The organism is Streptococcus anginosus subsp. whileyi MAS624 (assembly GCF_000478925.1).
Classification (GTDB): domain Bacteria; phylum Bacillota; class Bacilli; order Lactobacillales; family Streptococcaceae; genus Streptococcus; species Streptococcus whileyi.
The window spans coordinates 1249056-1275565 of record NZ_AP013072.1 but is presented as its reverse complement, the minus strand read 5'-3'; the positions used below and the strand labels follow the sequence as shown (position 1 = coordinate 1275565).

The window sequence follows — 26510 nt, the reverse complement described above, 5'->3', positions numbered from 1 at the left end:
CAAGGTTAATCATTTACAATATTTATTGTAAGGAGGTGCGATATGTTCTTGATAAAAGCTGAAATAAAAAAATGGAAGAGAAGTAAAATTTTGATAGGTATTATTATACTAACTGTTATCTTGAATTTGTTTGCAATTGAAAGAGCATTTTCAATTTCAAGAGAAAGTCCTATCATGGATAGTTTTGGAGACTTATATTGTTTAGCGTTTAAGAATATAACTTTTGTGTTCTTGCCAATCGTAATTGGAATGATTTCTACAATGTTATTTTTTGACGAAAGGAAGAATGACACATTAAAGAATGTACTAATAACTTCGGTTAGTAGATTTGAAGTATTTTTTGCGAAATTTATTTTGATAGAATTACTGACTATATTTTTGATGGTATTAACATATATGTCATCAGTTTTGGGTGCAGTATTAAGTGCCGGATTCGTAGATTTTAATTTAATTACATTGAAAGATGCCACTATTTTATATGTAGTAGCAGCTTTGTTAATTCCGATTGCAATGCTTCCAGTGATTTACATTGCTACTTTTTCTAAGGGTTATATTTTATCGATTTCTATGTGCTTGATTTATGTAGGCGCCCCGATATTTGGTGCATCAACTTTAATACCTATACATCCACTTGCAAGTTTATTAGGAGTCTATCAAAATGTATCATCTGCTGCTAAAGAAATGGTAGAAAATAGTATTGGAGGATATCCGCTAAATGCATCACCGTTTAGTTGTTTATCTTTTATTGCAATAATCGGAATTCTATTTTTTCTACTCGGTATAAAATCCATGAAAAAACAAAATTATTAGACTAATTTGTAAAAAAATATTATTTTTAGATAGAGGTGTGAGAGAATGAAAAAATATACTGTAATAATACTAATTGTAATTTGTTTTTTAGCTTTAACGGCATGCGGAAATAAAAAAGAAATAGTGTTGCCCGAAGTTGAAAATATAACAGAAGTAGAAATTATTGAAAATACTTCTGAAATCTTTAAGATAATTAGTGATAAAGAGGAAATATCAAAACTGATTAGTGATATAAAAGATAATTCAGAAAATGATAATACGGAAAGTGTAAACGACCAACCTACGAATGTTGATAGCTATATCATAATAAAATTCTATCACAAAGATGAGGGGAAAAATCCAAGTGTAGCATATTTATATAAGGAAAAAGGTAACTGTTATATTGAACAGCCCTATACTGGGATTTGGAAATTAAAACAGGGAATTTTTAATAATATTAGTGATTTGATTAGCAAAAAATAATATGTAATAGAGTGCAGAAAATGATGTTACAAAATAAGGAGAAAAAGTGAAATGAAAAATTATATTATCGAAACAAAGAATTTGACAAAGGTTTATGGAGAACAAATGGTTGTCAATTCTGTAAATTTACACATTGAAAAAGGTTCTATATATGGGTTGTTAGGGAGAAATGGAGCAGGAAAAACAACCATTATGAAGATGATATTGGGTCTTACGGATATTTCGAATGGTGAAGTAAGTGTTTTCAATCAAAACATAAAAGGTAACGAGAAAAAGATTTATCCAAGAATTGGTGCAATTATTGAAACACCTGGATTTTATCCTAATCTTACAGGGACAGAAAATTTGGAAATATTTGCAATGTTAAGAGGAACGGCTTTTCCTAATGCAGTTAAAAATGCTTTAGAAGTAGTTGGTCTGCCATATAAAGATAAAAAACTTTTTGGGAATTATTCTTTAGGAATGAAACAAAGACTGGGAATAGCTAATGCAATTTTACATGATCCTGAGGTTTTAATCTTAGATGAACCAACAAATGGATTAGATCCAATAGGAATAGCAGAAGTTAGAAGCTTTATAAAAGATTTAAGTGTAAAAAAAGGAAAGACGATTTTAATTTCCAGTCATATTCTATCTGAAATAACACTCCTTGCTGATACAGTGGGCATTATAGATAAAGGAGTTTTGTTAGAAGAAAACAGTATGGAAGAATTAAATAAGAAAAATAGAAAGTATATTATTTTGGAAGTATCAGATGTATCAAAATCTGCCACCATTTTGGAAAAAGAATTTGGAATAACAAATTATTCCGTTGAAGATAATAATCATATAAGGATATATAGTCATGGATTAGATATGGCAAAAATTAACAAGTTGTTGGTTATGAATGAAATATCAGTGATTTCATCACAAACATGTAATGATTCTTTGGAGGATTACTTTAAGAAAATAACCGGAGGAGAGGGAATTGCTTAATTTAGTTAAAGTAGAGTTTCTTAAATTAAAAAGGAAAAAGGTTGTTTTGATGATGTTTCTGGCAACACTCCTAATGCCATTACTTGCCACTATATACTTTGGGAATATAGATCTTTCAGACAATGTAATGAAATATTTCAAATGGACAATATTTAGTTATAATTTATGGCTGATTTTGCCAATAATATTAGGAATATTTTCTACAATGATTGTGTCGGCAGAGTATGAGAATGATACTTTTAAAGCATTATGGATTGTTCCGGTACAAAAGACGAAATTTTTGATTAGCAAATTTGTAATTGTGCTTATTTACACTTTAGTATTTATGAGTCTGTCAATTCTATTTACGCTTCTTTTGGGGAAAATTATTCATAATATAGAGATAGATTATTCTTTGTTTGCTTTTCTTATTAGAAAGTGTTTTGAGATTAGTGGACTTTTAGCAGTTTCTATGCTGCCTATTTTATCTGTCGCATTTTTGACAAAAAAATATATTTTACCTATTTGTTTGACGATTGTTTATGCTTTTTCAGGGTTTGTAATTTTGATGGTTAATATGTATGTGCATCCATTATCAAGCTCTACAGCAATTGTTTTGAGGGATGTCCCGGGAATAATATTAAATCAGGATATAAATATATTTTATTCTCTTCTTTGCATAGGGATATGGGTAGTTGGATTTTCAATAGTTACAAAATTATTATTGAAGAGGAGAGGATGGTAATGAAGACACTTTTATTTGCTGAATATAAAAAACTTTACAGGTCAAAATTGATGTTTTTGCTTGTATTTGCACTTATAATGACATTAGGGATTGTATTTCTTCAAGGACAATTTTCATTTGATGGCAAAAAGTATATAGACACATTTGGATGGTATTTTTTACAGGTTCAGTCCTTAACAACATATTTTGTATTGCCAAGTCTGATAGCGTTATTTGGAGGATATATTATTTGTCGTGAGGAACAAGAAGATGTACTTAAATCATTGAAGTTAATACCGATAGATGAAAAAAATATGATAACTGCCAAAATGATAATTACTCTATTGGGTAGCATTTTTATTTATCTAATATTGTTTATGGTATCTTTAATTATAGAAACGGTATTGCATTTACACGCAGTAAATATGAGTGAAGTAGTTCACTATTTTGTTGTATATGTATTAACTGGAATAGGCGTTTTTATGGTAATATCTCCAATTATTGCACTTATTGGACTTGTTAAAAGGAGCTACTGGATAGCTCTGATTATCGCTGAGATATACTCTTTTGTGGGAATATTTTTTGCCTCAAAGGAAATTTTAAGAGCCATTTATCCAATATCATCTGTGTTTATTTTGTCAGGAGCGTATGAAACATCAGCGATAGAAATTATGATTAGTATAATTGTAAATACTTTTTGCTGTTTAATAGCGTATAAGATATTAAATAAAATAAGTATTAGTAAAAAGTAAATAAGAAAAACAGAAGAAATCAATCTGAATTATTTATAAGAGGACATTTTACGCCAAAGTGTAGAAGTCCTCCTTTTTTATTCTCAAAAAACCAAAACAGAGAAATAAAAAGGGAGGAACGCACAATGGACAAAAGAGAATACTATATTTATATCAGAGGGAAAGCCGTAGCCGTAAGTGAAGAAATCTACAAAGCTTATTGGAAGATAACAGAGCATGAAAAATATCTCCAAAGAAAAGATTGGAAGCATAATGTAATACCATTTTCAGCATTAGACCATGACGGACACTTTGTAGATAACATCATAGATGAAAAAATAGACTTAGAAAAAATCGTAGAAGTAAAAATGCAAATTGAAGAACTAAATAAAGCATTAGCTACACTGACAAAAGAAGAAAGAGAGTTAATGGAAGCCATCTTCTACAAAGAAGAAAGTTTAAGGTCAATTAGCAGAAGAGAGAAAGTTACACATCAAGCAATCAGTGGGAGGAGGGATAGAATTTTAGAAAAGTTGAGAAAATTTTTAGAAGATAAAATCTAAAAAATGATGAAAGGTTAAGTATCAAAGAAAGGTATTTAGCCTTTCTTTATGAGAACAGAAAAAGATTAGACGAAAGGAATGAAAAATGAAGAAAGAAAAAACATTACAGGAAGTACAAGAACAAATTTCTGAACTTCAGGAAGAAAAAGAAAAGTGCGATGTAAAGCTGAAACAACTACAAAATCAAGGGAAGAAATTAGAAAAGTTGGCAAATGAAAAGGAACGAAAAAGAAGAAATCATAGGCTCATACAAAGGGGATTGATAGTAGAAAGATTGGTTAAAAATCCTCTAATGTTTACTAACGATGAGGTAGAAGAATTACTTAAAGTTGCTACTCACACAGAAGAATACAGACAAGCCTATGAAGAAATGATAAATGGGAAAGATATAGAAGATGAAACAATCATCGAGTAGATAAAATAAAAAATCTTAGTTTTTTCAGAAGCTCCCTGCAAGGGCAAAAAGCACCGCAGGTCGCAAAGCACTCTTTAGGGTGTATAATTGCGCCCTTAGTAAACTAAGGGATTTTAGCAAGTCTTTGAAAATCCAAAACTTAATAAAAACATACGGATAAAGCAGATAGGAAAATATATAAAAAATAGCCTATCTGCTTTTTCATTTACATGAAAACAAACAAAAAATGAAAGGAGCTTATACCGATGGCAGAAACATTTCACTTTAGTATTTCCATGATAAGCAGAGGTAAGAGTAAATCGGCAGTTGCAAGTGCAGCATATATCTCTTGTGAAAAGATCAAAAATGAATGGGACGGAGAAGTCCACGACTACCATAATAAAAAGGGACTTTTACATTCGCAAATTTACTTGCCGGAGAACATACCAAAAGAATTACAAGACAGAAGTTTTTTATGGAACAGCGTGGAGCTAAATGAAAAGGCAAGCAATGCACAGCTTGCAAGAAACTTCATTATTGCTTTACCGAAAGAGTTATCCTTTGAGGAAAACAAGAAACTTATTACAGACTTCATACAAGAAAATTTTGTATCAAAAGGAATGATAGCAGACCTTGCAATACATGATAGAACAAGTGAAGATAACAACAATATCCATGCACATATTATGACTACCCTTAGACCAATCAATGAAAAAGGAGAGTGGCAAGCAAAATCAAAAAAAGAATATATCCTTGATGAAAACGGAGAAAAGGTAAAACTAAAAAGTGGGAACTACAAAACAAGAAAAGTAGAGCTTACAGACTGGAACGATAAAGGAAACGCAGAGAAATGGAGAGAGAATTTTGCAAGCCTTTGTAATCAGTATTTAGAAAAAAATCATCAGGAAAAAAGAGTAGATCATCGTTCCTACAAAAGACAAGGGATAGAAGAAATTCCAACCATTCATATGGGAGCAAGTGCCAGTGCATTAGAGAAAAAAGGAATAGAAACCGACAAAGGAAACATCAATAGAGAAATCAAAAAGCACAACTCCTTAGTAAAGGCTATTAAGAGCAAGATAAAAGAAATAACTTTTTGGATAGACTCTTTACTTGGAAATCTGCAAGCAAAATATGATGAGTATAAACAGGACAAGAAAGATGAACTGGAGAACAAAGCAGAACTCTTTAACCTCTATGAGTATATTTCTATCTACAACGAGATACAGGGAGAAAAAACAAAGAATTTATCATACTATGGACAGATAAAAAAGGGAAATGCAGACCTAAAGAGATTTGTAAAAGCAATCTACTATTTGAAAGATAATCATCTTCAAACCATAGCAGACCTACAAGGAAAAGTCTTTGAACTTGCAAAGCAAAGTAAAAAGATAAGCAGTGATATTCAAGAAAAAACACAAAGAATTAAAGACTTAAATCAATGTGTAAGTTGCATAGACTCTATAAAAGAAAACAAAAAAGTCTATCAGGAATATAAGAGCAAAACCATATTCAAAGACAGCTTTTATAATTCTCATAAAAAGGAAATAGATAAGTACCAAAGAGCAAGAAAGACTATAGAAAAATTTACTGGGACTTCAGCCATAAAATTAAATGATTGGCAAAAAGAAATTACAAAACTTGAAAAAGAAATAGAAGTCTTAAACAAAGATAAAATCAAAATTCAAGATGAATTTAAGCAGATAGACCATCTCAAATATGCAGTAAAGATTGTCAATGATGAGTATGGCATAGATTTATCCATAGAGATAGACAAAGCAATTAAGAGAGGAGAAAAGCCAAGTGTAATTGCACAATTGAAAAAATTCCAAGAACAACAAGAAAAAAGAGATCAGTATAGACAAAAGGCAAAAGAAAAATATACGGAACAAGAAAGATGAAATCATAAAATAGGACAACCTTTAGTAGGGAGTGAGCAAATCATTTAGTACTACAAACTGACGCACTATTTCGTTGCATAAGGCTGCGTACCCATTTTGTGAACGCAGATATAAAGATGAGTCCCTGTTTCGGGGACACATATAACTAGTGTCGTGTTTCACGATGGCAGCTATATAAGGACTTCATATTTCAGGGTGTATTAACTATAAAGGGTGTCATAAATTACTACTTCCTTTAGCTGTATAAATATTGAACACACTCAATATTTATGGTACAATTAGCAATATAGTATGATGAGTTAAGGAGTAAACTTATGAATAATTTAGTTGAAAATCTTCATGCAGATGTTTATGCAAATATAAAAAAACTAATGGATAATGCACGAACTGATGTAGCGAAGCAAGTTAATAATATATTAGTAAAAACTTATTGGGAAATAGGGAGAATTATTGTAGAAGATGAGCAAGGTCATTCAGATAGAGCTGAGTATGGGAAAACTCTACTGAAAGATTTGTCTAAAATGCTGACTAAAGAATTTGGGCGTGGATTTTCGGTTTCTAATCTACAGTTTATGAGGAGATTTTATCAAGAATATGAAATTCAACAGACACTGTCTGTTAAATTGAGTTGGTCGCATTATTGTGAGTTGTTGTCTATTGACGATATGAATAAGCGTAGTTTTTATGAGAAAGAAACGGTCAATGCAAATTGGTCTGTAAGGGAATTAAAAAGACAAATAAATACATCACTATTTGAGAGATTATTGCTATCAAGTGGAGATGAAAATAAAGAAAAAGTATTAGATTTAGCTCTAAAGGGAAACGAAATAGCTACGCCAAGTGATGTAATAAAAGATCCGTATGTATTTGAGTTTTTAGGACTACCTGAAGAAAAGCCAATGATGGAAAGTGATTTAGAAAAAGCACTTGTAACTCATATAGAAAAATTCTTATTGGAACTTGGTAAAGGCTTTATGTATGTTGGCTCACAACAAAGGGTAACACTTGGAAATACCCATTATTATGTTGATATGGTATTTTACAACAAGATACTCAGAAGCTATGTTTTGATTGAATTAAAAACAGGAAAGCTAATGCCAGAAGCAGTAGGACAGCTTAATATGTATCTTAACTACTATAAAGCAGAAGTTAATGACGAAATGGATAATGAACCTATTGGAATTATCCTTTGTGCGAACAAGGATAGCATACAGGCAGAATATGCACTTGGTAGCTTATCTAACCAGATATTTGCTTCTAAGTATACGCTATACATTCCAGACAGAGAACAATTAGAAGAACAGGTAGAAAGAGTAGTAAAAAAGTACAAGAAAAAATAATAGTAAAAATTACAGAAATATTTTAGAGAAGTAAAAGCAAAGGTGCCGATACTTCTCTTTTTATTTGAAGAAAGGTAGGAATAAATGGCAGATAAAAGAATGTTTTCATTGAAGATAGTGGATAGCGATTTATTTTTAGATATGCCACTAAGTAGCCAATGCCTATATTTTCATTTATCAATGAGGGCAGATGATGACGGCTTTGTGGATAATCCAAAGAAGATAATAAAGATCATAGGAGCAAATGACGATGATTTAAAAATCTTAATTACAAAAGGCTTTGTAATTGTCTTTGAAAGAGGAATTATAGTCATTACCCATTGGAAGATAAATAACTATATCCGAAATGATAGACGAAAAGAAACTTTGTATATCAAAGAAAAAGAATTCTTATCAGAAACAGAGAATGGAGCGTATATAAAGCTTGAAAATCTTGGTATACCAAATGACAACCACTTGTCAACTAAAAGTCAACCAACTGACAACCAAGTGTCCGTCAATTGTCCGCATAGTATAGATAAGGGGAGAGGAGAACAAGAAAACCAATCAGCCCCCTTTTCTTTTTACGGAGAATATCAAAATGTTCGATTAACTGACGAAGAATACCATAAGCTAAAGGATAAGCTTCAAGGTCATACCGATACCATGATTGAAAAGCTATCAAGGTATCTTAAAAGTAAAGGAACAGATTATAAAGACCACTATGTAACCATTCTTAATTGGTATGAACAGGATAAAGAAAAACTAACACAGAAAAACACTCAAAATGGAAGTTCTAAAACCTACTCAACCAACTATGAGGATAGCGATAGCCTATAAACATCATATAACAAGGTGGAAAGGTGTTTTTAGAGCATTAAAGCTAAAATAGGTATCAGAATACACCAAAGATAAAAAAACCTTAAAACGCATTCCACTAATTAACAGGAAAAAGGAGAATTAAAGTTATGAATAACAAAGAAAATCAAAATATGGTAACTACAAAAATACGAGGTACAGATTTTACCTACAACAAAGATACTCAGCATGAAAAGGACGGACATATCTATTGCAAGGCTTGTAATGAAATAATAGATGGCAAAGTAATTCAGATGTTGGATAAGCCTATGATTATCAGAACAACTTGTAAATGTGATAGAGATAGACAGGAACGAGAAAAACAAAGAGAAAAGCAAATAGAACAGGATAGGTTAAGACAAAACTGCTTTATATCCAAAAATAAAAAAGCATATACCTTTGAAAATGCTGATGAAGATACCGATAAAGAAATCATCAAAAAAGCTAAAAACTATGTAAAGCATTTTGAAGAAATGAGAAAGGACAATGTAGGCTTGCTTTTATATGGAAATGTAGGAAGTGGTAAGACCTATATAGCTTGTGCTATTTCCAATGCCATAATCACAGAGTATTCTTATACAGTTAAGATGAGAAATTTCGCACAGATACTAAATGACTTACAAAAAGGTGGCTTTAACCTTGATAGAAACGAATATATTGAGCAAATAACAAATCCAACCTTACTAATTCTTGATGATTTTGGGATAGAGAGAAATACAGAATATGCCTTAGAGCAAATCTACAATGTGATAAATGCAAGATACCTAAAGGCAAGACCGACCATTATAACTACAAACCTTAATTTTAAGGATATAGAGAAAGAACAGGAAGATATAATGCTTGGGAGGATTTATTCAAGGATAATAGAGATGTGTTTACCCCTTAGAGTTATAGGAGTGGACAGAAGAAAAATACAAAGTAAAGAAAAGCTGAAGAAAGCACAAAACTTAATAGATGAGTAGAGGCGATTAGAAAAGTAAAAAATTCTAATCGCTTTTTTAATTGCAAGGAAAGGAGCAATCGATGAAAAAAGAAAAGACAAAATATATTGTAAAACGAAACTATACAACACAAAGAACAGGAGCAGAAGCGTTTATCAAGCTGATTAAAAAAGACAACAACATTGAATATACACAATATAATATTGATAAAGATAAGAAAGTGTGCTATACTAAAGACAGTTTTAGAGAGGGTTGTGTCATTCCTAAAAATCCAAAGGAGGAATAGGAAATGATACAAACAAATTCAAATCACTTTTCATATCGGACTGCAATTTATTGCAGACTGTCTAAAGATGATGAGCAGAAAGGAGAGAGTGCCAGCATACAAAACCAAAGGGATATGCTTGAACATTATGTCAAGGCAAGAGGTTGGAATATAGCTGATGTATATGTCGATGACGGATACACAGGCTTAAATACGAACCGCCCCTCATTTCAAAGACTGATAAAAGATGTTGAGGAAAGAAAAATTGATATAGTCATTACTAAAGACTTATCAAGACTTGGAAGAAACTATCTTCAGACAGGATATTATACCGAGAATTTCTTTCCAAAAAACGGAGTGAGATATATTGCAGTCAATGACGGAGTGGATACCTTACAGGACAATAATGAGATAGTACCCTTTAAGAATGTACTAAATGAGTTTTATTCAAGAGATGTTTCAAAGAAGATGAAATCGGCATATCTTACAAGAGCAAGACAAGGTAAATTTACAGGCTGCCTTGCACCATTCGGATATATGAAAAATCCTGATGATACTTACTCTCTTATGGTAGATGAAGAAACTTCGTGGATAGTGGAAAAGATTTATGACCTTGCTATCAGTGGATATGGAGTACAGGCAATAAGGCGAATACTCTTTGATGAAAAAATTCCTACACCTACTTGGTGGAACAGGAAAAAGGGACTTAGAAATGTTTTTACCAAATTAGAAAAAACCCTAAAAGACGGCGAGTATTGGTGGGATTGTACAACAATCAAGGAGATAATTGAAAATCCTGTTTATCTTGGACACACGGCAAGTCAGAAAGCAAACTATCAATTCAAAATCGGTTGGCTATCAGACAAACCAAAAGATGATTGGATAGTTGTAGAAAATACCCACGAACCTATCGTTTCAGAAGATACCTACAAAATGGCAAATGAAAAGATAGAAAGTAGGAAGCGACCTTTTAAGACAGGAGAAGAAAGTATCTTCGCAGGACTTGTCAAATGCCCTGATTGTGGGAAAGCCTTAAATCTTGGAAGAAACAACTCAAAGAAAAAAGAGAAAATACTCACTTGTAACACTTATCGCAGATACGGAAAAAACTTGTGTACTCAGCATAGGATATACTTTGATACTCTTTATGAAATCGTACTTGCAGATATTAGAAAGAATGCAGACTTCGCTTTAAAAGATGAAAAGGAAGTCTTAAAGGCTCTTGAAAAATCAAGAGATACAGAAAATGAAGAAGAACAAATCTATATCGCAAAGAAGATTGAAGAAGATAGTAAAAGAGTGGCAGAGCTTGGTAACAAGATTGAGAAACTCTATGATGATTGGATAAATAAGAAAATCAGCGAGAGCAATTTCCAAAGAATACTTGAAAAATCTCAAGATGAGCAAGAGCTTTTAACAAAGCGAATTGAGGAAATGGAAAGAAAAGTTGTTACAAGTAGAGTAGATGAAAATGGTGTCTATAAATGGATAGAACTCATCAAGAAACACAAGAATATTAAGAAGCTGGACAAAGAAACCTTAAATGAACTCATCTCAAAAATCTATGTTCACGAAAAGGAAGTAGTGGACGGAGAAATCACCCAAATAATAGAAATACATTACAATTTCATAGGAAATACAGACAGCTTACAGGTCAGCTACAATCTCTAATTAGCCATAAAGCAGCTTATGGCTGGAGGAGGTATCGTTCTTATCGGACTTAAGCTCATTCCACTACTTGCGGGTGTACTCAATTAAGAAGAAAAGGAGAGCTTAGATGTTTGGAATATTCGACAAGATAGAAGAATTCTTTAAGGAACTTCTACTGGGCGGTATCCAAGCAAACTTAGAGTCCATGTTTCTTGATATCAACGACAAAGTTGGTGCGGTTGCAACAGATGTAGGTAAAACGCCTATGGGGTGGAACGGAGATGTATTTGCCTTTATCAAAAGCATTAACGATTCCGTTATCATTCCAATAGCGGGACTAATCATCACAGCAGTTCTTTGTATCGAGCTTATCAATATGGTAATGCAAAAGAACAATATGCACGATATAGATACCTTTGAATTTTTTAAGTACATCATCAAGATGTGGATTGCTGTATGGTTAGTATCCCATGCCTTTGAGTTTTCAATGGCAGTTTTTGATGTGGCACAGCACATGGTAAATAAGGCGGCAGGGGTGATAAATACCTCTGCCACCGTTTCCGGAGATCAGATAGTAGCAATGATGGATACCCTAAAAGAAAAGGGGCTTGGATGTACTGCCCCCAAAAAGTTAGACAAAAAATATTAGTGAAAGGATTTAGTTCTGTACTGCACAGGACTAAGTCCTTTTAGTTTAGTTTTGCTCCGTTTATTGTTGTAATAAACAATATAAGTTGCAATAGCTTTCTCCAGCTCCTCAAGCGATTGATAACTCTTCTCATAACCGTAGAACATCTCCGATTTGAGGATGCCAAAGAAGGACTCCATCATCCCATTGTCTGGACTATTGCCCTTGCGAGACATAGATGGGACAATTCCTTTCGCTTCTAAGAATTGATGATAAGACTGGTGCTGATACTGCCAGCCTTGGTCACTGTGGAGAATGGTTCCCTTGTAGGTTTCAGCAGGAAAAGCCTTGGCTAACATTGTTCTGACCTGGTTCAAGTCAGGTGAACGTGACAAGGTAAAGGCAATGATTTCACTATTATACCCATCTAAAATAGGAGACAGGTAGAGCTTTCCATTGACGTTTGGTAAGGCAAATTCGGTTACATCTGTATAGCACTTCTCATAAGGCTTAGAAGCTTGAAATTGACGCTGAATGAGATTCTCAGCTTTCTTACCAATCTCCCCCTTGTAAGAAGAATACTTCCGTTGACGACGAATTCGAGCTTGTAGTCCCATCACTTGCATCAATCGCTGAACTTTCTTATGATTAACGTGAAAGCCACGATTTTTCAGTTCAAGATGAATCCGACGATAACCATAGTTTCCCTTGTGCTCATCATAAATCAATTGAATTTCAGCTTTTAACTCTTGATTCTTGTCTGGTTTGTCCAGCTGTTTTAGCTGGTAATAGTAAGTTGCACGAGAGAGTTTAGCTATGGCTAGTAGGAAACTTAATCGGAATCCTCCCTTGACCATCTCTCTAATTGTCTCTGCTTTTCGTGCTGTAAGGTTTTGTCCCTTAAGCGTAACTCCCTCAACTTTTTTAGATAGGCATTCTCCGTTCTAAGACGCTCGTTCTCTTCTTGAAGTCGCTCTAGTTCCGTCATTTCTTCCCAAGTTTTCTTTTTCTTACGTCCCATCTTTGGTGGTCTCCCTCTTTGTTTCTCAACAATAGTATAGCCGTTTTTCTTATATTGTGCCAGCCAATTTGGGAGAGTCCCCCTGTTAGGAAGGGCAAAATCGAGAGAGACTGACAATTGAGAACGCCCTTCAAGAAGAACTTGATGAAGGATTTTTTGCTTTAGTTCAGGAGAATAATAAGTCTTCTTACCTCTCTTGACAATGCCTACTCCATGCCTATCAATCAGCCGAATCAGATATTCGATCCCTGACTGATTGAAGTTAAACTGTTTTGATAATGACTTGAGAGTTGCGCCGCTTTTTCGCAAGTAATAGATTTGAACCTTGTCTTCATAACTTAATTTCATAAAAATAACACCCCAAAAGTTAGAGTTTTCTTGTCTAACTTTTGGGGTGCAGTTCAGAATCTTATCCTTTTAAATTTATTAGATTTTCCACAATTGAAAGAGTGATTGTAAAGCATCTCAAGAGAGGTGCTTTTTTTCATGCCTAGAAAAGGAGATGACTATGGGAATATTGGAACGATTAGGACTAAAACGACAGAGGGGAGAGCCCAAAAATAAGTATGAAGGAAATGACTTTTCGCTACTCTTTGGTCGAACCACGAGTGGGAAAACGGTCAATGAACGGACGGCATTACAAACGACAGCGGTCTATGCCTGCGTAAGGATTCTGTCAGAGACCATTGCATCTTTACCTCTTCATGTTTATCGATACACCGAAGGAGGGAAAACGAAGGATACAGAACATGCCCTTTACACGCTTTTGCATGATGAGCCGAACCCTGATATGACTTCTTTTGTCTTTCGAGAAACCTTGATGAGCCATCTCTTGATCTGGGGGAATGCCTATTCTCAGATTCTTCGTGACCGTTCAGGTCAGGTGATTGGGCTGTATCCTTTGCTACCGGATCAGATGAGCGTTCATCGAAGTGAGAAGGGTAAGCTCTTTTATGTTTACAATCGTTTTGAGGAAGACAATCCTAATTTTCAGGAAAAAGGAAGCATTGTTTTATCACAAGAAGAGGTACTTCATATTCCTGGCTTAGGATTTGATGGTCTGATTGGTTATTCTCCGATTGCTCTGGCAAAGAATGCAGTCGGGATGACGCTAGCCTGTGAAGAGTATGGCGCTAGTTTCTTTGGCAACGGTGCTAATCCCGGTGGAGTTCTCGAACACCCGGGGATTTTAAAAGACCCTGCTAAGGTCCGAGATTCTTGGAATGCAGTCTATCAGGGGACACGAAATGCTCATAAGGTCGCTGTATTGGAAGAAGGGATGAGCTATAAGCAAATTGGGATACCGCCTGAAGAAGCACAGTTCTTGGAAACCCGCAAGTTTCAAATCAATGAGATTGCACGTCTCTTTCGGATTCCACCGCATATGGTAGGAGATTTAGAGAAGTCCAGTTTTTCGAATATTGAGCAACAATCCCTTGAGTTTGTTAAGTATACCTTGGATCCCTGGGTGGTTCGGTTTGAACAGGCTCTTAAGAAAAGTTTGCTGCTGCCGGAAGAGAAGAAGACCCATTTCATTAAATTTAATGTGGACGGCTTGCTTCGTGGAGATTACCAAAGTCGGATGAATGGCTATGCGATTGGTCGACAAAACGGTTGGCTATCAACCAATGACATCAGGAAGCTAGAAGAACTTAACCCTATACCGCCAGAAGAAGGTGGTGACCTTTATCTCATTAATGGAAATATGACCAAGTTAAAGGATGCAGGAGGATTTATGAAAACAAATCAAGAAGGAGAGAGTCATGAATAAATTTTGGAATTTCAGCGAGGATGCAATGGGGCGCGTACTGCATCTAAATGGCACAATCGCCAGTGAATCCTGGGTGGATGATGATGTGACTCCGCAAATCTTTAAGAATGAACTTATGAGTGGCAGTGGTCCATTAACCTTATGGATTAATTCACCAGGTGGGGATGTCTTTGCAGCAGCTCAAATTTACAACATGTTAATGGATTATAAAGACGATGTGACCGTTAATATTGACGGCATTGCAGCTTCGGCAGCCAGTGTCATTGCTATGGCGGGAACCACCGTCAATATGAGTCCAGTAGCTATGATGATGATTCATAATCCGATGACGGTCGCAATTGGCGATTCTAAAGAAATGGAGAAGGCCATTGCTATGTTATCGGAAGTCAAAGAGTCCATACTCAATGCCTATGAAATTAAAACTAGTTTATCTCGGGTACAGCTATCCCACTTGATGGATGCTGAGTCTTGGTTTAATGCTAAGAAGGCTCTTGAACTTGGATTTGCGGATTCTATTTTGTATGAACCTGCTCCACATGAAGAGGGAACAGTTCAAAGTATGATGTTTAGTCAAGCAGCGGTGACCAACCAATTGCTTTTAAAATTGGCTGATAAAAAAACTCAGCCCAAAACACCAGTTTCTCAGTTAGAGAAACGTTTGTCACTCTTGAAATAGGAAAGGAATAACCATGAGTAAAATTTTACAATTGCGGGAAAAACGAGCACAGGTATGGGAGAAAGCAAAAAACTTCCTAGATACCTGTAGAGATGATAAGGGTCTGGTTTCTGCAGAAGATACGGCTCGTTATGAAGAAATGGAAGATGAAGTCGTTCGTCTTGGTAAAGAGATTGAACGCTTGGAACGGCAGGAAGCACTAGACAAGGAATTGGCCAGTCCGGTTAGTCAAGCGATTGTTGCCAATCCAACCGTGGGCGGAGGAAATCCAAAAGGCGGACGTTCCTCTAAAGCCTATAACACAGCTTTTTGGAACAATATCCGCAAGAAAAACTTTTATGATATTGAAAATACCCTCAGTATTGGAGACGACTCACGTGGCGGTTACTTGGTTCCAGATGAATATGAGAAACGTCTGATCCAGGCTCTTCAAGAAGAAAACTTCATGCGGAGTCTCGCAACGGTTATTCAGACATCAAGCGGAGAGCGGAAGATTCCAGTTGTGTCAGGGAACGGTGAAGCCACTTGGATGGATGAGAACTCTAAGTTCAAGGAATCAGAAGATACCTTTAATCAAGTAACGCTTGGTTCCCATAAGGTTGGAACAGCCATTAAGATTTCTGATGAGCTGCTCTATGATTCCGTCTTTGATTTGGAAAGCTATATGGCTAATGAATTTGCTCGTCGTATTGGTGTGAAGGAAGAGGAAGCTTTTCTGATTGGTGATGGAACAGGTAAGCCAACAGGAATTTTTCAAACGGTCACTGAAGGGGCGACTAGTGGTGGTGCGACGATTACCTTTGACGATGTCATGGATTTGTATCACTCGCTTAAATCACCTTATCGGAAAAATGCAGTATGGATTTTGAACGATTCGACTGTCAAAGCCTTACGGAAACTCAAGGACAATAATGGCAACTATATCTGGCAGCCATCTGTTCAAGCTGGTGTACCAGATATGATTCTGAATCGTCCTTATTTCACCTCTAGCTTTGTACCAACCATTGATACAGGTAAGAAAGTTTTGGCTTTCGGTGACTTTTCTTACTACTGGATTGCGGATCGTCAAGGACGTTCCTTTAAACGCCTGAATGAACTCTATGCAGAAAGCGGTCAAGTTGGCTTCCTTGCTAGTCAGCGTGTGGATGGTAAGTTAATTCTGAATGAAGCGGTTAAAGTTTTGACCATGAAATGAGGCTTCTCATGAAGATTAGTTTGGAGGAAGCAAGGAACTATCTAAGGGTTGAACACTCAGAGGATGATCAGTTGATTCAAGTCATGATTTCCGCCAGTGAAGAGTTGTGTTCCAGTATCCTACGCAAGAATCTGGAGGAAGTGACGGAGGAGAAAGAAGTTGACTTCCTTCAGACGATTGTTTTATTTGGAACGGCTTATCTTTATGAGCATCGGGAAGAAGGAGGACAGGAAAACCTAGTAGAACTGCTCAAGGCTCTTCTTTCTGCTCATAGAAGGGATGTATTCTAATGAGAATAGCCCCATTAAGTAAACGAGTTTTCTTTGAAAAACGAGTCATTGAGCAAGATGCTATTGGCAATGAAAATAGTCAGTGGCAACCGTTGTTTTCTAGGTGGTGTTCCTGCAAGGTGCTTCTTGAAACGGAAGGCACTGCTACAGTAATGATCAAGAATATTCATCAATTACGATTTACGCTGCGCTATGACCCTGCTATTCGAGAGTTGGATAGTAAAACCACTCGTCTTCGCTTTGAGGATAAGGTTTATAATATCAAGGCCATTGATTCGTTGACTTATCCTCAGAAATTAATCCTGATAGATGCGACAGAGGAGGTGCAATATGGCAACAATTGATCCATCTGACCTAGCTCGGGCTGTTCAAAAGGAGTTAGAAGATTATGTGGAAAGGTCTACTGAAACATTGAAAGCAGTGGTGGAAGACAGTACGCAGGAAGCCGTCAATGAGTTAAAGCATGGTTCTCCCAAAAAGAGGGGAAAATATGCTCGAGACTGGACCTCTACTGCGACTAAAGAAACGAATCTAGCTTTGATAAAAACGATTCATAATCGAACACCAGGACTGATGCATCTCTTAGAAAACGGTCATGCTAAACGAGACGGTGGTAGGGTTGAAGGAATTCGTCATATTGCTCCTGTTGAAGAAAAGATGATTCGCCAATTTGAAGAGCGCTTGAAGGAGAAGTTATGAAAAAAGATGAGTGGTTTCCATTTTTAAGCAGTCTAGGTTTGCCCTGTGCCTATCACCATTTTGAGGAGGGTCACAGTCCAGCTCCTCCCTTTTTGGTGTATTGGTTTCCTGCTTCTCAGAATTATGGAGCAGATAATCTGGCTTATCACAAAGGAAGTCAAGTCAGACTGGAGCTTTATACCGAGAAAAAAGACCTTGGTTTAGAAGAGAAAATAGAAGCAGTACTCGACAGCCATTCTCTCTTTTTTGACAAGGAAGAAACCTATCTGTATACAGAAAAGCTGTATCAGGTTATTTATCATTTAAGTCAATAGAAAGGAAAAATCCGATGGAGAAAAATAAAGTCACCTTTGGTTTGCAGGATGTCCATTGGGCAGAAGTAACCAAAGAAGGAGATGATGGGGCGCTGACCTACGGCACAGTAGAGCGACTCAGAGGTGCCGCAGAGCTGACCTTGGAGCCACAAGGGGATTCGGGTTCCTATAAAGCAGACAACATCAATTTTTATACGACAGAATCCAATGATGGCTATGAAGGAACTCTGAAACTGGCTCTTCTGACACAGGAATTTTTGACCCGAGTGTTGGGAGAAACTATCGATGCCCAGAGTAATGTCATCTCAGAAATTGCAAGCAGCGAAAAGAAAAACTTTGCTTTAATGTTTCGCTTTGAAGGGGATAAGAAGGAAACGCTCCATGTGCTCTATTATTGTTATGCAAGCAGGCCAACCGTTGCTTCCAAAACAAAGAGCGGTTCAGACATCAACGAAGTAGAATTGAAATTCAAAGCCAGTCCTCGGCCGCTGGATAAAATCGTCCGTCGCAGGACCACAGAGGATACCCCAGAAGATGTCAAAAAGACTTGGTTTACAAAAGTCTATGAGCCAACTGTGAAACTGGGAGGTTAATCATGCGGAAAACGATTCAGTTATCAGGTAAGAAAATTGAGCTTGCGACCAATGCTTACACACCAATTGCCTATAAAAAAGAATTTGGGAAAGATTATTTCCAGGACCTGTTTCAAATGTTGCAGGCAGAGTCGATTCTAAAAAAAGCTGAACAGTTAGAAGAAGGCAAAACTTTATCTGCATCGGATGTGGATATGAGCATGTTGGCGGATTTTGATATGACGTTTTTCCACCGGCTCTTTTGGGTTTTTGCCAAATCAGCTAACCCATCAATTGAACCTTTTGAAGAGTTCTTTATGGGCTTAGAAGAATTTCCGCTTCAAACAGTAGGACCGGTTCTGATGGAATTGTTAAATCAAGGGATGACAACCAGAAAAAAGTCGATGCGTCGGAAGAAGCGAGCAGCGAAACTTTCACAGTAGAATCCTATCTTCACTGTTGTAAAGAGACAGGGCTATCAATTTCTGATTTAAAGGAGATAACGATTGGCATGGCGCTGGATTATCAGACAGACTATGTGGAAGTGCGTACTAAAGAAGAAATTCGAAGCAGGAAAGCCACTCAGACAGACTTTGATAACTTTTGATGTAGCGGTAAGGAGGTAGGGTATGGCTGGAACCATTAAAGGAATCACAATTGAAATTGGTGGCGATACGCAGCCCTTACAAAAAGCTCTAAAAGGAGTGAATCACGAAGCCTTAGAAGCAAGCCGAGAGCTGAAACAAATTGATAAGGCACTAAAATTTGATACAGGAAATGTTACTCTCTTAACTCAGAAACAAGAGGTTTTAGCTAAGCAAGTTCAAACAACCAAAGAGAAGCTAGAAACATTACGTCAAGCCCAATCTCAAGTAGAAGCTCAGTTTCAAAGTGGCAAAATCGGAGCTGATCAGTACCGAGCATTTCAAAGGGAAGTCGAAATCACTCAGAACACTCTCAAAAGCTATGAAAATAAGCTGGAAAGTGTCAGCCGAGCTTTGGAACAAAATGGCTCTAGTGTCACCAGCAACAAAAGTAGACTAGCAGCTCTAGGAGCGGAACAAAGTCAACTGGCTTCAGAGAGTGAGAAGGTTGCTTCCTCATTTAAACTCCAAGAAAGTCAGCTAGGTCGTAATGCCAGTGAATCTGAAAAGTTAGCCCTTGCTCAGAAGAAGATTGCGACTCAGTCAGAGATTGTTGAGAAACAGATTGTCAATTTAGAACGACAGTTAGAGTTGACCAAGGCTGAGTACGGTGAGAACTCAGTTGAAGCCAATAAGTTAGAGAAGTCACTCAATGAAACCAAGACGGCTTACCATCATCTGCAAGATGAGATGAGCAACATGAGTGGGGCAAGTGATAATGCCAACCACAGCTTAGCAGAAACCAACAATCTTCTAAAGTCTGAGATTTTAGTTAACTTCAGTGAAAAACTGAGCGAAATTAGTCAGAAGCTGATTGACTTCGGAAAAGCAACATTGGAAGCTTTTCGAGAAGTGGACGAAGGGATGGATATCATTGTCACCAAAACCGGTGCCAGTGGAAAAGCGCTGGATGAGATGACGGATATTGCAAAAGGTCTTGCGACTGAAATTCCAACGGACTTTCAAACAGTGGGCAGTGCTGTTGGTGAGCTTAATACCCAGTTTGGGTTGACTGGTGATGCCTTAAAGGACGCTTCTGCGACTTTGATTAAGTATGCGGAAATCAATGGTTCGGACGTGACGGAATCAGCCATTTCCGCAAAACAAGCCATTGAAGCATATGGACTTGAGACGAGTGATTTAAATCGGGTCTTAGATACCGTCACTTATACGGCACAGGCGACTGGTGTCAGCGTTCAGGATTTGATGACCAAAGCCATCCAAGGTGCTCCACAAATTAAGGCTTTAGGACTTTCGTTTGATGAGGGTGTGGCTCTTATGGGGCAGTTTGAAAAAAGTGGGGTCGATTCTTCGGCTGCTCTTTCTTCCCTCTCCAAAGCAGCAGTCAACTATGCGGCTAAGGGCAAGACACTGAGTGAAGGCTTAAGAGAAACGGTCGAACAAATCCGAAACAGCACCAGTGAAACGGAAGCCTTAACGCTTGCATCCAGTATCTTTGGTACTAAAGCTGCTCCACGGATGGTGGATGCCATTAAGCGGGGGGCTCTATCTTTTGATGATTTAGCAGGAACCGCAGAAAAAGCTAAGGGAGTAGTTGCTTCTACCTATGAAGCAACGCTTGATCCTATTGATCAGTTTACGATTGCTCAAAATGCAGCTAAAGAAGCTATGGCCGAAGTCGGAGGATCGATTGCAGAAACTCTAGCTCCGATTCTCCAACAACTTGTTCCGCTTTTAAAAAGTGTTGCGGAATGGTTCGTGAATCTTCCGGAACCGGTGCGGGAGTTCATTCTGGTTGTGGGTGGACTGGTGACTGTTGCGGGTATTCTCTTACCCATTATTGTGGCCTTACAAGCTGCAGCTTTAGCTCTTGGGACGACGATTGGAGGGATGTTATCTGCGGCTGCTCCGATTGTAGGAATTGTTCTTGCGGTGATAGCAGCTGTTGCTTTATTGGTCATTGGTATTAAGGAACTGTGGGAACATAATGAAGCTTTCAGAACGGCTGTTATGGAAGTTTGGAATGCCATCTATTCAGCTATTTCTTTCATCGTTCAGCAAGTTATAGACTTTGTGATGGAAATTTGGGGAACCTTGGTTTCTTGGTGGCAGGAAAATCAGCAGTTGATTCAAGATTCTGCAACAACAGTCTGGAATGCCATTTCGACGGTAATCACCACCATTATGGATTTAATTGGGCCTTATCTAACAGCCGTTTGGGAGAATATCAAACTAGTTGTCACAACAGCCTGGGATATTATCAAGACGATAATAGAAACAGTCCTAAATGTTATTCTTAGCATTATCACATTGGTCATGCAGGTAATTACTGGGGATTGGTCTGGTGCCTGGGAAACCATTAAACAAATTGTATCTACCGTATGGGAAGGGATTCAGTCCATCATTGGCACCATTCTTAATGCCATCTGGCAATTTATAGTGAATAGCTGGAATGGCATCAAAGATAGTGTTTCAAATATTCTATCAGCCCTTTCTTCTTTATTTTCATCCATTTGGAATGCCATTCAATCCACGGTGACAGGGATTGTTCAGGGGATTGCAAGCACACTATCCAATATCTGGAATGGTATCTTGCAGACCATATCAAATGTCCTAAACAACATCTTCTCAACTGTTCGAAATATTTGGGATGGAATCAAAAATGCCATTTCTGGAGCAATTGATGGAGCTAAAAATGCCGTCTCCTCTGCCATCAATGCCATAAAGAATCTCTTTAATTTCCATATCTCTTGGCCGCATATTCCGTTGCCACACTTTAGTGTCAGTGGATCCGCTAATCCGCTTGATTGGTTAAAGGGGGATATTCCACGGATTGGGATTGAATGGTATGCCAAAGGTGGGATTTTAACCAAGCCGACCATATTTGGCGTAAATGGTATGAACCTCTTAGCGGGAGGAGAGTCAGGAAGAGAAGCGGTTCTTCCTTTGAACAGAGAAACATTGAGTCAGATTGGTCGAGGAATTGCTTCTACCTTGGATGATCTGCCTCAGATTACCATTACAATTTCAGATGTGGTAATTAGAGAAGAAGCGGATTTAGAACGCTTATCAGAACATGTGGCAGGAAGATTGGCAGATGAACTCGCTAGGCAAAAACAACTGAAAGGATTGGGAACATGATTCGATACAATGAATTAGTTATTGATGGGGTGCATACTTCCTCTTTCCCCTTTAAGGTGATTGTAGAAAACAGTCCACCAATTGTCATGAAAAGCAGTAAAACACAGCTCCTTGAGCATAGAGGGATCAGTGGTGCTGTCATGGAAACCAACAAGCATCGCAATGTGATGGAGTTGGCATTTAAGATTTATGTAGTCAAAGCAAGTGAAGAAGAACTCTTTCAGTTTTTGACACTCTTTTCTAAAGAACAGTTTTGGCTGGAGAGTGAGCAGTTGAAGACAGTTCGACTTTGGTGCTATAAAGTCCTTGTTTCAAAAATGATAAAGGACAAGCATGGAGTTTATGAGATGGAAGTGACATTCCAATGCCATCCCACAAAATTCTTTAAAGATACGGATAGTCAGTCATTCACTCAAAATGGTGCTTTGCGAATGAAGGGTTCGGCTCTGGCTTTTCCCAAATTGACAATAGTAGGCAACAACTCAACTGAAACCAGTTTTACGGTTGGCAGTCAGGTTATTCGTTTGGAGAAAATAGAGTCTAGTGAAACACTGGTGATGGATAACAACCCTGACAAACCAAGTTTTAGAACCTCATCAGGAAAAAGAATCAAGTGGTCTGGTGATTTTTTGACGATTGACCCTTCAAAAGATAAAACAGTGGGAGTCATATTGGGAACTGGGATTCAGTCCATTCGTTTTGAGATTGTCTGGGGGTGGGCTTAATGCTTTATTTATTGGATAAGGAAGTACAGACCATTAAATGGAACGGTATCCCTCTTTATGAAGCAGTATCTGCTAGGGTAAAGGAAACGTTGAATGGAGATTTTACCTTAACCCTCAAGTATCCTATAACGGACAGTCATCTTTATCGGCTATTGAAAGTAGATAAACTCATTAAGGCTCCTGTCCCTGAATTAGGAGAACAGCTTTTTCGTATTAAGAAACCAGTTGAGATGGATGATTACGTGGAGGTTCTGTGTTATCACATTACGGATGATGTCATGCAGCATTCCATTAAGCCAATTGGAAATTCTCAAGTAGCTTGTATGACAGCCTTATCTAGCATGGTCCAGGCAGCCAAGACGAGTCTTGGGTCTTTTTCTTTCACAAGTGATATTACCAAACACAGGGATTTTAACATGACTGAGACAACTACGCTTTATAACGTCCTGTTAGATGGTGCTCATTCTATTGTCGGAACTTGGGAAGGGGAGCTTATTCGAGATAATTTCTCATTCTCCATTCAAGAGCACAGAGGAGAGAATCGTGGAGTCATTGTTACGACTCATCAGAATCTGAAATCCTACAAACGGAATAGAAGCTCACAAAATGTTGTGACCCGTATCCATGTACATTCGACCTTTAAACCAGAAGGGGCTAAAGAAGAAAAGACGTTAACCGTGACGGTTGATAGTCCTTTACTTGATGCTTATCCCTATATCAACGAAAAAGAATTCACGAATAACAATCTTAAAACCCTTGAGGAATTGCGAAAATGGGGTGAGAGTAAATTTTATCATGATAAGATTGACCGAGAGCAAGATGCAATTGTGATAGAAGCCTATGAGCTAGATGGTCAAACGGTTCATTTAGCCGACTGGATTACTCTAAAGAGCAGAAAACACCATGTAGATATCATCAAACAAGCAGTAGCTTATGAATATGATGCGCTGACTAAAGAATATATCTCATTAACCTTTGATGATACTGCAAAAGTAAGTAGCCATGGGAGCTCTTCAAATATAACTGCTGCAGCACATTCCATTTTGAATTTTGCTCGAGGCAGTCAAGAGTTGATGATTGAACAAGCCTTAGAAAATGCCAATCGAGCCTTTGGTGCAGTTTTTGAGAAGCAAGAGAGTAAGGTATTAGATGGCATTGAAAAGGCAAAAGCAAGGGCAGAGGAAATTGCAGCTCAGACTCGTGATCAGATTCAGAGTTCGTTTACTCCTTTTAAGAAAACGACAGAGTCGTCTCTTCATACGATTACTCAAAAGACGGAAGAAGCCTTAGGGAAGGCAGGAGATACTCAGAGAGCTCTGAATAACGTCCAAGAAGTAACGAATCGAACAACAGCAAATTTGAAAAATTTTCAAACAGAAACTCTTCAGAAAATGGGCACTTTTGTCAGTAAGACAGAAGTCAAGCAAACTCTATCTGGCCTTGAAACAACTCTCCAACAGATTCAGGGATATGTTTCAAAAGATGGTGAACGGCGGGAACGACTGGAGCAGTATGTACGGATGGAAACAGCCAATCAGTCCAGAACTGTCCGAGAGCAAGTAGCCAAGGACTATGTCGCAAAAGCCTCCTATTCAGAAGATGTGAAAGGCTTAAATCGTCGCTTTGAGAGTTTGCAAATTGGTGGGCGCAACTACATCCGTCATTATGATTTTGATGGTCTGTTACCCCTCTCGCCTAATGTATCAGAATGGAAGTTTGAAAGGGTACCGGATACGAATGCCAAAAGTGGCTACTATCTCAAAGCCATCTGTACAAAAGCAGGAAATGGTGGCTTTCATAAGCCCATTTTTGATTTAAGGGGATCTGAATGGCAAGGGAAGAAAATGGTCTATGCAGCTGATATGAAAGCGAGTCGGTCGGTAGTTGTTCGGTTTGGTTTTGAGACAGGTGGTGTTTCGACCGTGACACTTCAAACTGAATGGCATAGGTTTGTTCACCCTTTTACCGTGAAGTTTGAGAGATATTGGTCCTGGGTGTGCTATTCAAATGGCTGGCTTGTTGGTGATGTTCTTTATATTCGGGATCCACAATTGGAAGATGGGACAATTGCGACGACACCGAGTCCAGCTCCAGAGGATGATAGACAGTACACAGAAGCCAAGATTGCTTCTTATTCTCAAACAGTGGAGGGACGTTTTTCAGAAATCATGCAGGCAGTCAATGGCAAAACCAGCAGCAGTGACTTTCAAAAGGTTCAGGAAACAGTTAATCTGTACTCACGGCTCATTGGCTCAAAGGAAGACAGCGTCAAACATAACTTGGCCCAGATTGTCCTGACAGATTCTTCCTATGTGACCAAGGTGACGGATTTGACCCAGAAAGTTTCTACTGTTCAAACTCAGCTCGCAAACAGTTGGTCGGTTCAGTATTTGACTTCAAGTGGGGCAGTACTAAACAGTTTGAATCTATTAGCGAATGGAGTAAATCATATCCATGGTAGACTCACTCATATCACAGGACAAACTTTAATTGACCATGCTGTGATTAAGTCTGCCATGGTGGATAAGTTAAAGACAGCCAACTTTGAATCGGGATCAGTCACAACAGCTATCCTAAGTGCAGAAGCAGTGACAGCTGAGAAATTGAAAGTAGATGATGCCTTGTTTAACAAGCTATCTGCGACCGAAGCTTATCTGAGGAAGCTTTTTTCAAAGCAGGCCTTCATCAGTCAGGTGCAGTCGGTAACTTTATCTGCGAACAAGATATCAGGTGGTATCCTAACAGCCATTAACCGAGCTATGGAAATCAGTCTCAATGCGGGTCAAATTTTGTATTATACAGACCAAGCTGCATTGAAACGAGTTCTAGCTGGTTATCCAACCCAGTTCATTAAGTTTGCGACAGGAAATGTCGATGGTAAGGGAAGAGCTGGTGTGACGGTCATTGGGTCTAATCGCTATGGCAATGAAAGCTCAAATGATGGTGGCTTTGTAGGTATTCGGGCTTGGAATGGGGTTAATGTTGACTCACTTGATGTGGTTGGAGATGAATTGTCCTTTGCCAGTTCTGCCTATGATAATAAAGACGGTTGGGTTATGACAACAACAGGAAAGCTTCAGCTTCGTCCAAGCAGAAAACAGGATAGACGAGACTCGACTATTAATGTTGGGGACGTTTGGCTTTATTTAGATACAAGCGGAAATTATGTCTCACTCCATGAGATTCTCCAATGCTTGTCTAATAGCATTGGAGCACTTTATGAGTATCGGACTAATCATGGTGAAGGGCATCCATCTTGGTGGGATACCAGAAACCTAGTCGGACGTTTATAAGAAAGGAA

The 26510-nt window shown here is 37.6% G+C and carries 26 protein-coding genes and 2 pseudogenes; 27 read left to right on the top strand and 1 reads right to left on the bottom strand.

Annotated features, from left to right (window positions below; genetic code table 11):
- The first annotated feature begins 42 nt into the window (after positions 1–42).
- The 15 genes and pseudogenes from ANG_RS06480 to ANG_RS06415 form a co-directional block, all read left to right on the top strand.
- The gene (locus ANG_RS06480; RefSeq protein WP_025271827.1) at positions 43–810 is read left to right on the top strand and encodes an ABC transporter permease; all 768 of its coding nucleotides are present in this window, start codon (positions 43–45) and stop codon (positions 808–810) included.
- Positions 811–855: 45 nt separating this feature from the next.
- Entirely contained in the window at positions 856–1272 is a 417-nt protein-coding gene (locus tag ANG_RS06475) for a DUF5301 domain-containing protein (RefSeq protein WP_025271826.1), read from the top strand.
- A gap of 51 nt (positions 1273–1323) precedes the next feature.
- Positions 1324–2247, top strand: a complete 924-nt coding sequence (locus tag ANG_RS06470) for an ABC transporter ATP-binding protein (protein ID WP_025271825.1) — start codon at positions 1324–1326, stop codon at positions 2245–2247.
- Positions 2240–2971, top strand: coding sequence for an ABC transporter permease (locus ANG_RS06465; RefSeq protein WP_025271824.1), 732 nt, complete (start codon positions 2240–2242; stop codon positions 2969–2971). The genes ANG_RS06470 and ANG_RS06465 overlap by 8 nt, the downstream gene beginning before the upstream one ends.
- Positions 2971–3702 carry an ABC transporter permease gene (locus ANG_RS06460; RefSeq protein ID WP_025271823.1) on the top strand — a complete coding sequence of 244 codons (732 nt, stop codon included), beginning with the start codon at positions 2971–2973 and terminating at the stop codon, positions 3700–3702. The genes ANG_RS06465 and ANG_RS06460 overlap by 1 nt, the downstream gene beginning before the upstream one ends.
- Positions 3703–3827: 125 nt before the next feature.
- The gene (locus ANG_RS06455; RefSeq protein WP_025271822.1) at positions 3828–4244 is read left to right on the top strand and encodes a sigma factor-like helix-turn-helix DNA-binding protein; all 417 of its coding nucleotides are present in this window, start codon (positions 3828–3830) and stop codon (positions 4242–4244) included.
- Between the two features lie 85 nt (positions 4245–4329).
- On the top strand, positions 4330–4659 hold the full coding sequence (locus ANG_RS06450; protein ID WP_025271821.1) for a DUF3847 domain-containing protein: 330 nt from the start codon (positions 4330–4332) through the stop codon (positions 4657–4659).
- A gap of 245 nt (positions 4660–4904) precedes the next feature.
- Positions 4905–6539 (top strand): MobQ family relaxase, encoded by a 1635-nt coding sequence (gene mobQ, locus ANG_RS06445; protein WP_025271820.1) that lies wholly within the window; start codon positions 4905–4907, stop codon positions 6537–6539.
- 314 nt (positions 6540–6853) lie between these two features.
- Positions 6854–7879, top strand: a complete 1026-nt coding sequence (locus ANG_RS06440) for a PDDEXK nuclease domain-containing protein (RefSeq protein WP_025271819.1) — start codon at positions 6854–6856, stop codon at positions 7877–7879.
- A gap of 84 nt (positions 7880–7963) precedes the next feature.
- Complete coding sequence (locus tag ANG_RS06435) at positions 7964–8698, top strand: hypothetical protein (RefSeq protein WP_025271818.1); 735 nt, start codon at positions 7964–7966, stop codon at positions 8696–8698.
- 128 nt (positions 8699–8826) lie between these two features.
- Complete coding sequence (locus ANG_RS06430; protein WP_025271817.1) at positions 8827–9678, top strand: ATP-binding protein; 852 nt, start codon at positions 8827–8829, stop codon at positions 9676–9678.
- A 61-nt stretch (positions 9679–9739) separates the two neighbouring features.
- Positions 9740–9943, top strand: coding sequence for a hypothetical protein (locus ANG_RS06425; RefSeq protein WP_025271816.1), 204 nt, complete (start codon positions 9740–9742; stop codon positions 9941–9943).
- A gap of 3 nt (positions 9944–9946) precedes the next feature.
- Entirely contained in the window at positions 9947–11593 is a 1647-nt protein-coding gene (locus tag ANG_RS06420; protein WP_025271815.1) for a recombinase family protein, read from the top strand.
- Positions 11594–11599: 6 nt separating this feature from the next.
- A pseudogene (locus ANG_RS10965) lies at positions 11600–11680 on the top strand (Maff2 family mobile element protein); the annotation flags it as partial.
- 19 nt (positions 11681–11699) lie between these two features.
- A pseudogene (locus ANG_RS06415) lies at positions 11700–12185 on the top strand (VirB6/TrbL-like conjugal transfer protein, CD1112 family); the annotation flags it as partial.
- A gap of 32 nt (positions 12186–12217) precedes the next feature.
- On the opposite strand, the gene ANG_RS10960 reads toward ANG_RS06415, so the two are convergent.
- Positions 12218–13569, bottom strand: a protein-coding gene (locus tag ANG_RS10960; RefSeq protein ID WP_148290573.1) for an IS3 family transposase whose coding sequence is annotated in 2 segments (ribosomal slippage) — positions 12218–13107 and positions 13107–13569 — 1353 coding nt in all. Because the reading frame shifts where the segments join, the coding sequence is not laid out codon by codon here.
- Between the two features lie 160 nt (positions 13570–13729).
- Here ANG_RS10960 and ANG_RS06400 point away from each other — a divergent pair.
- The 12 genes from ANG_RS06400 (at position 13730) to ANG_RS06340 (ending at position 26502) form a co-directional block, all read left to right on the top strand.
- Positions 13730–14992 (top strand): phage portal protein, encoded by a 1263-nt coding sequence (locus tag ANG_RS06400; protein WP_003038005.1) that lies wholly within the window; start codon positions 13730–13732, stop codon positions 14990–14992.
- Entirely contained in the window at positions 14985–15668 is a 684-nt protein-coding gene (locus tag ANG_RS06395; protein ID WP_020999658.1) for a head maturation protease, ClpP-related, read from the top strand. Before ANG_RS06400 ends, ANG_RS06395 begins: the two co-directional genes overlap by 8 nt.
- Before the next feature lie 13 nt (positions 15669–15681).
- Positions 15682–16863: a phage major capsid protein gene (locus ANG_RS06390; protein ID WP_020999657.1), complete on the top strand. Its 1182-nt coding sequence runs from the start codon at positions 15682–15684 to the stop codon at positions 16861–16863.
- Between the two features lie 8 nt (positions 16864–16871).
- A complete protein-coding gene (locus ANG_RS06385; protein ID WP_003038052.1) occupies positions 16872–17153 on the top strand; it encodes a head-tail connector protein in 282 nt (93 codons plus the stop codon).
- Positions 17153–17497 (top strand): head-tail adaptor protein, encoded by a 345-nt coding sequence (locus tag ANG_RS06380; protein ID WP_020999655.1) that lies wholly within the window; start codon positions 17153–17155, stop codon positions 17495–17497. Before ANG_RS06385 ends, ANG_RS06380 begins: the two co-directional genes overlap by 1 nt.
- Positions 17484–17852: an HK97 gp10 family phage protein gene (locus ANG_RS06375; protein ID WP_003037999.1), complete on the top strand. Its 369-nt coding sequence runs from the start codon at positions 17484–17486 to the stop codon at positions 17850–17852. Before ANG_RS06380 ends, ANG_RS06375 begins: the two co-directional genes overlap by 14 nt.
- A complete protein-coding gene (locus ANG_RS06370) occupies positions 17849–18166 on the top strand; it encodes a hypothetical protein (RefSeq protein WP_003038030.1) in 318 nt (105 codons plus the stop codon). Before ANG_RS06375 ends, ANG_RS06370 begins: the two co-directional genes overlap by 4 nt.
- Positions 18167–18180: 14 nt before the next feature.
- Positions 18181–18759, top strand: a complete 579-nt coding sequence (locus tag ANG_RS06365) for a major tail protein (protein WP_003038032.1) — start codon at positions 18181–18183, stop codon at positions 18757–18759.
- A gap of 2 nt (positions 18760–18761) precedes the next feature.
- Complete coding sequence (locus ANG_RS06360) at positions 18762–19181, top strand: hypothetical protein (RefSeq protein WP_020999653.1); 420 nt, start codon at positions 18762–18764, stop codon at positions 19179–19181.
- Between the two features lie 186 nt (positions 19182–19367).
- Positions 19368–22484, top strand: coding sequence for a phage tail tape measure protein (locus ANG_RS06350; protein ID WP_003038035.1), 3117 nt, complete (start codon positions 19368–19370; stop codon positions 22482–22484).
- Complete coding sequence (locus tag ANG_RS06345) at positions 22481–23209, top strand: hypothetical protein (protein ID WP_003038040.1); 729 nt, start codon at positions 22481–22483, stop codon at positions 23207–23209. The genes ANG_RS06350 and ANG_RS06345 overlap by 4 nt, the downstream gene beginning before the upstream one ends.
- Positions 23209–26502 (top strand): phage tail spike protein, encoded by a 3294-nt coding sequence (locus tag ANG_RS06340; protein WP_025271813.1) that lies wholly within the window; start codon positions 23209–23211, stop codon positions 26500–26502. Before ANG_RS06345 ends, ANG_RS06340 begins: the two co-directional genes overlap by 1 nt.
- Positions 26503–26510: the final 8 nt, after the last annotated feature.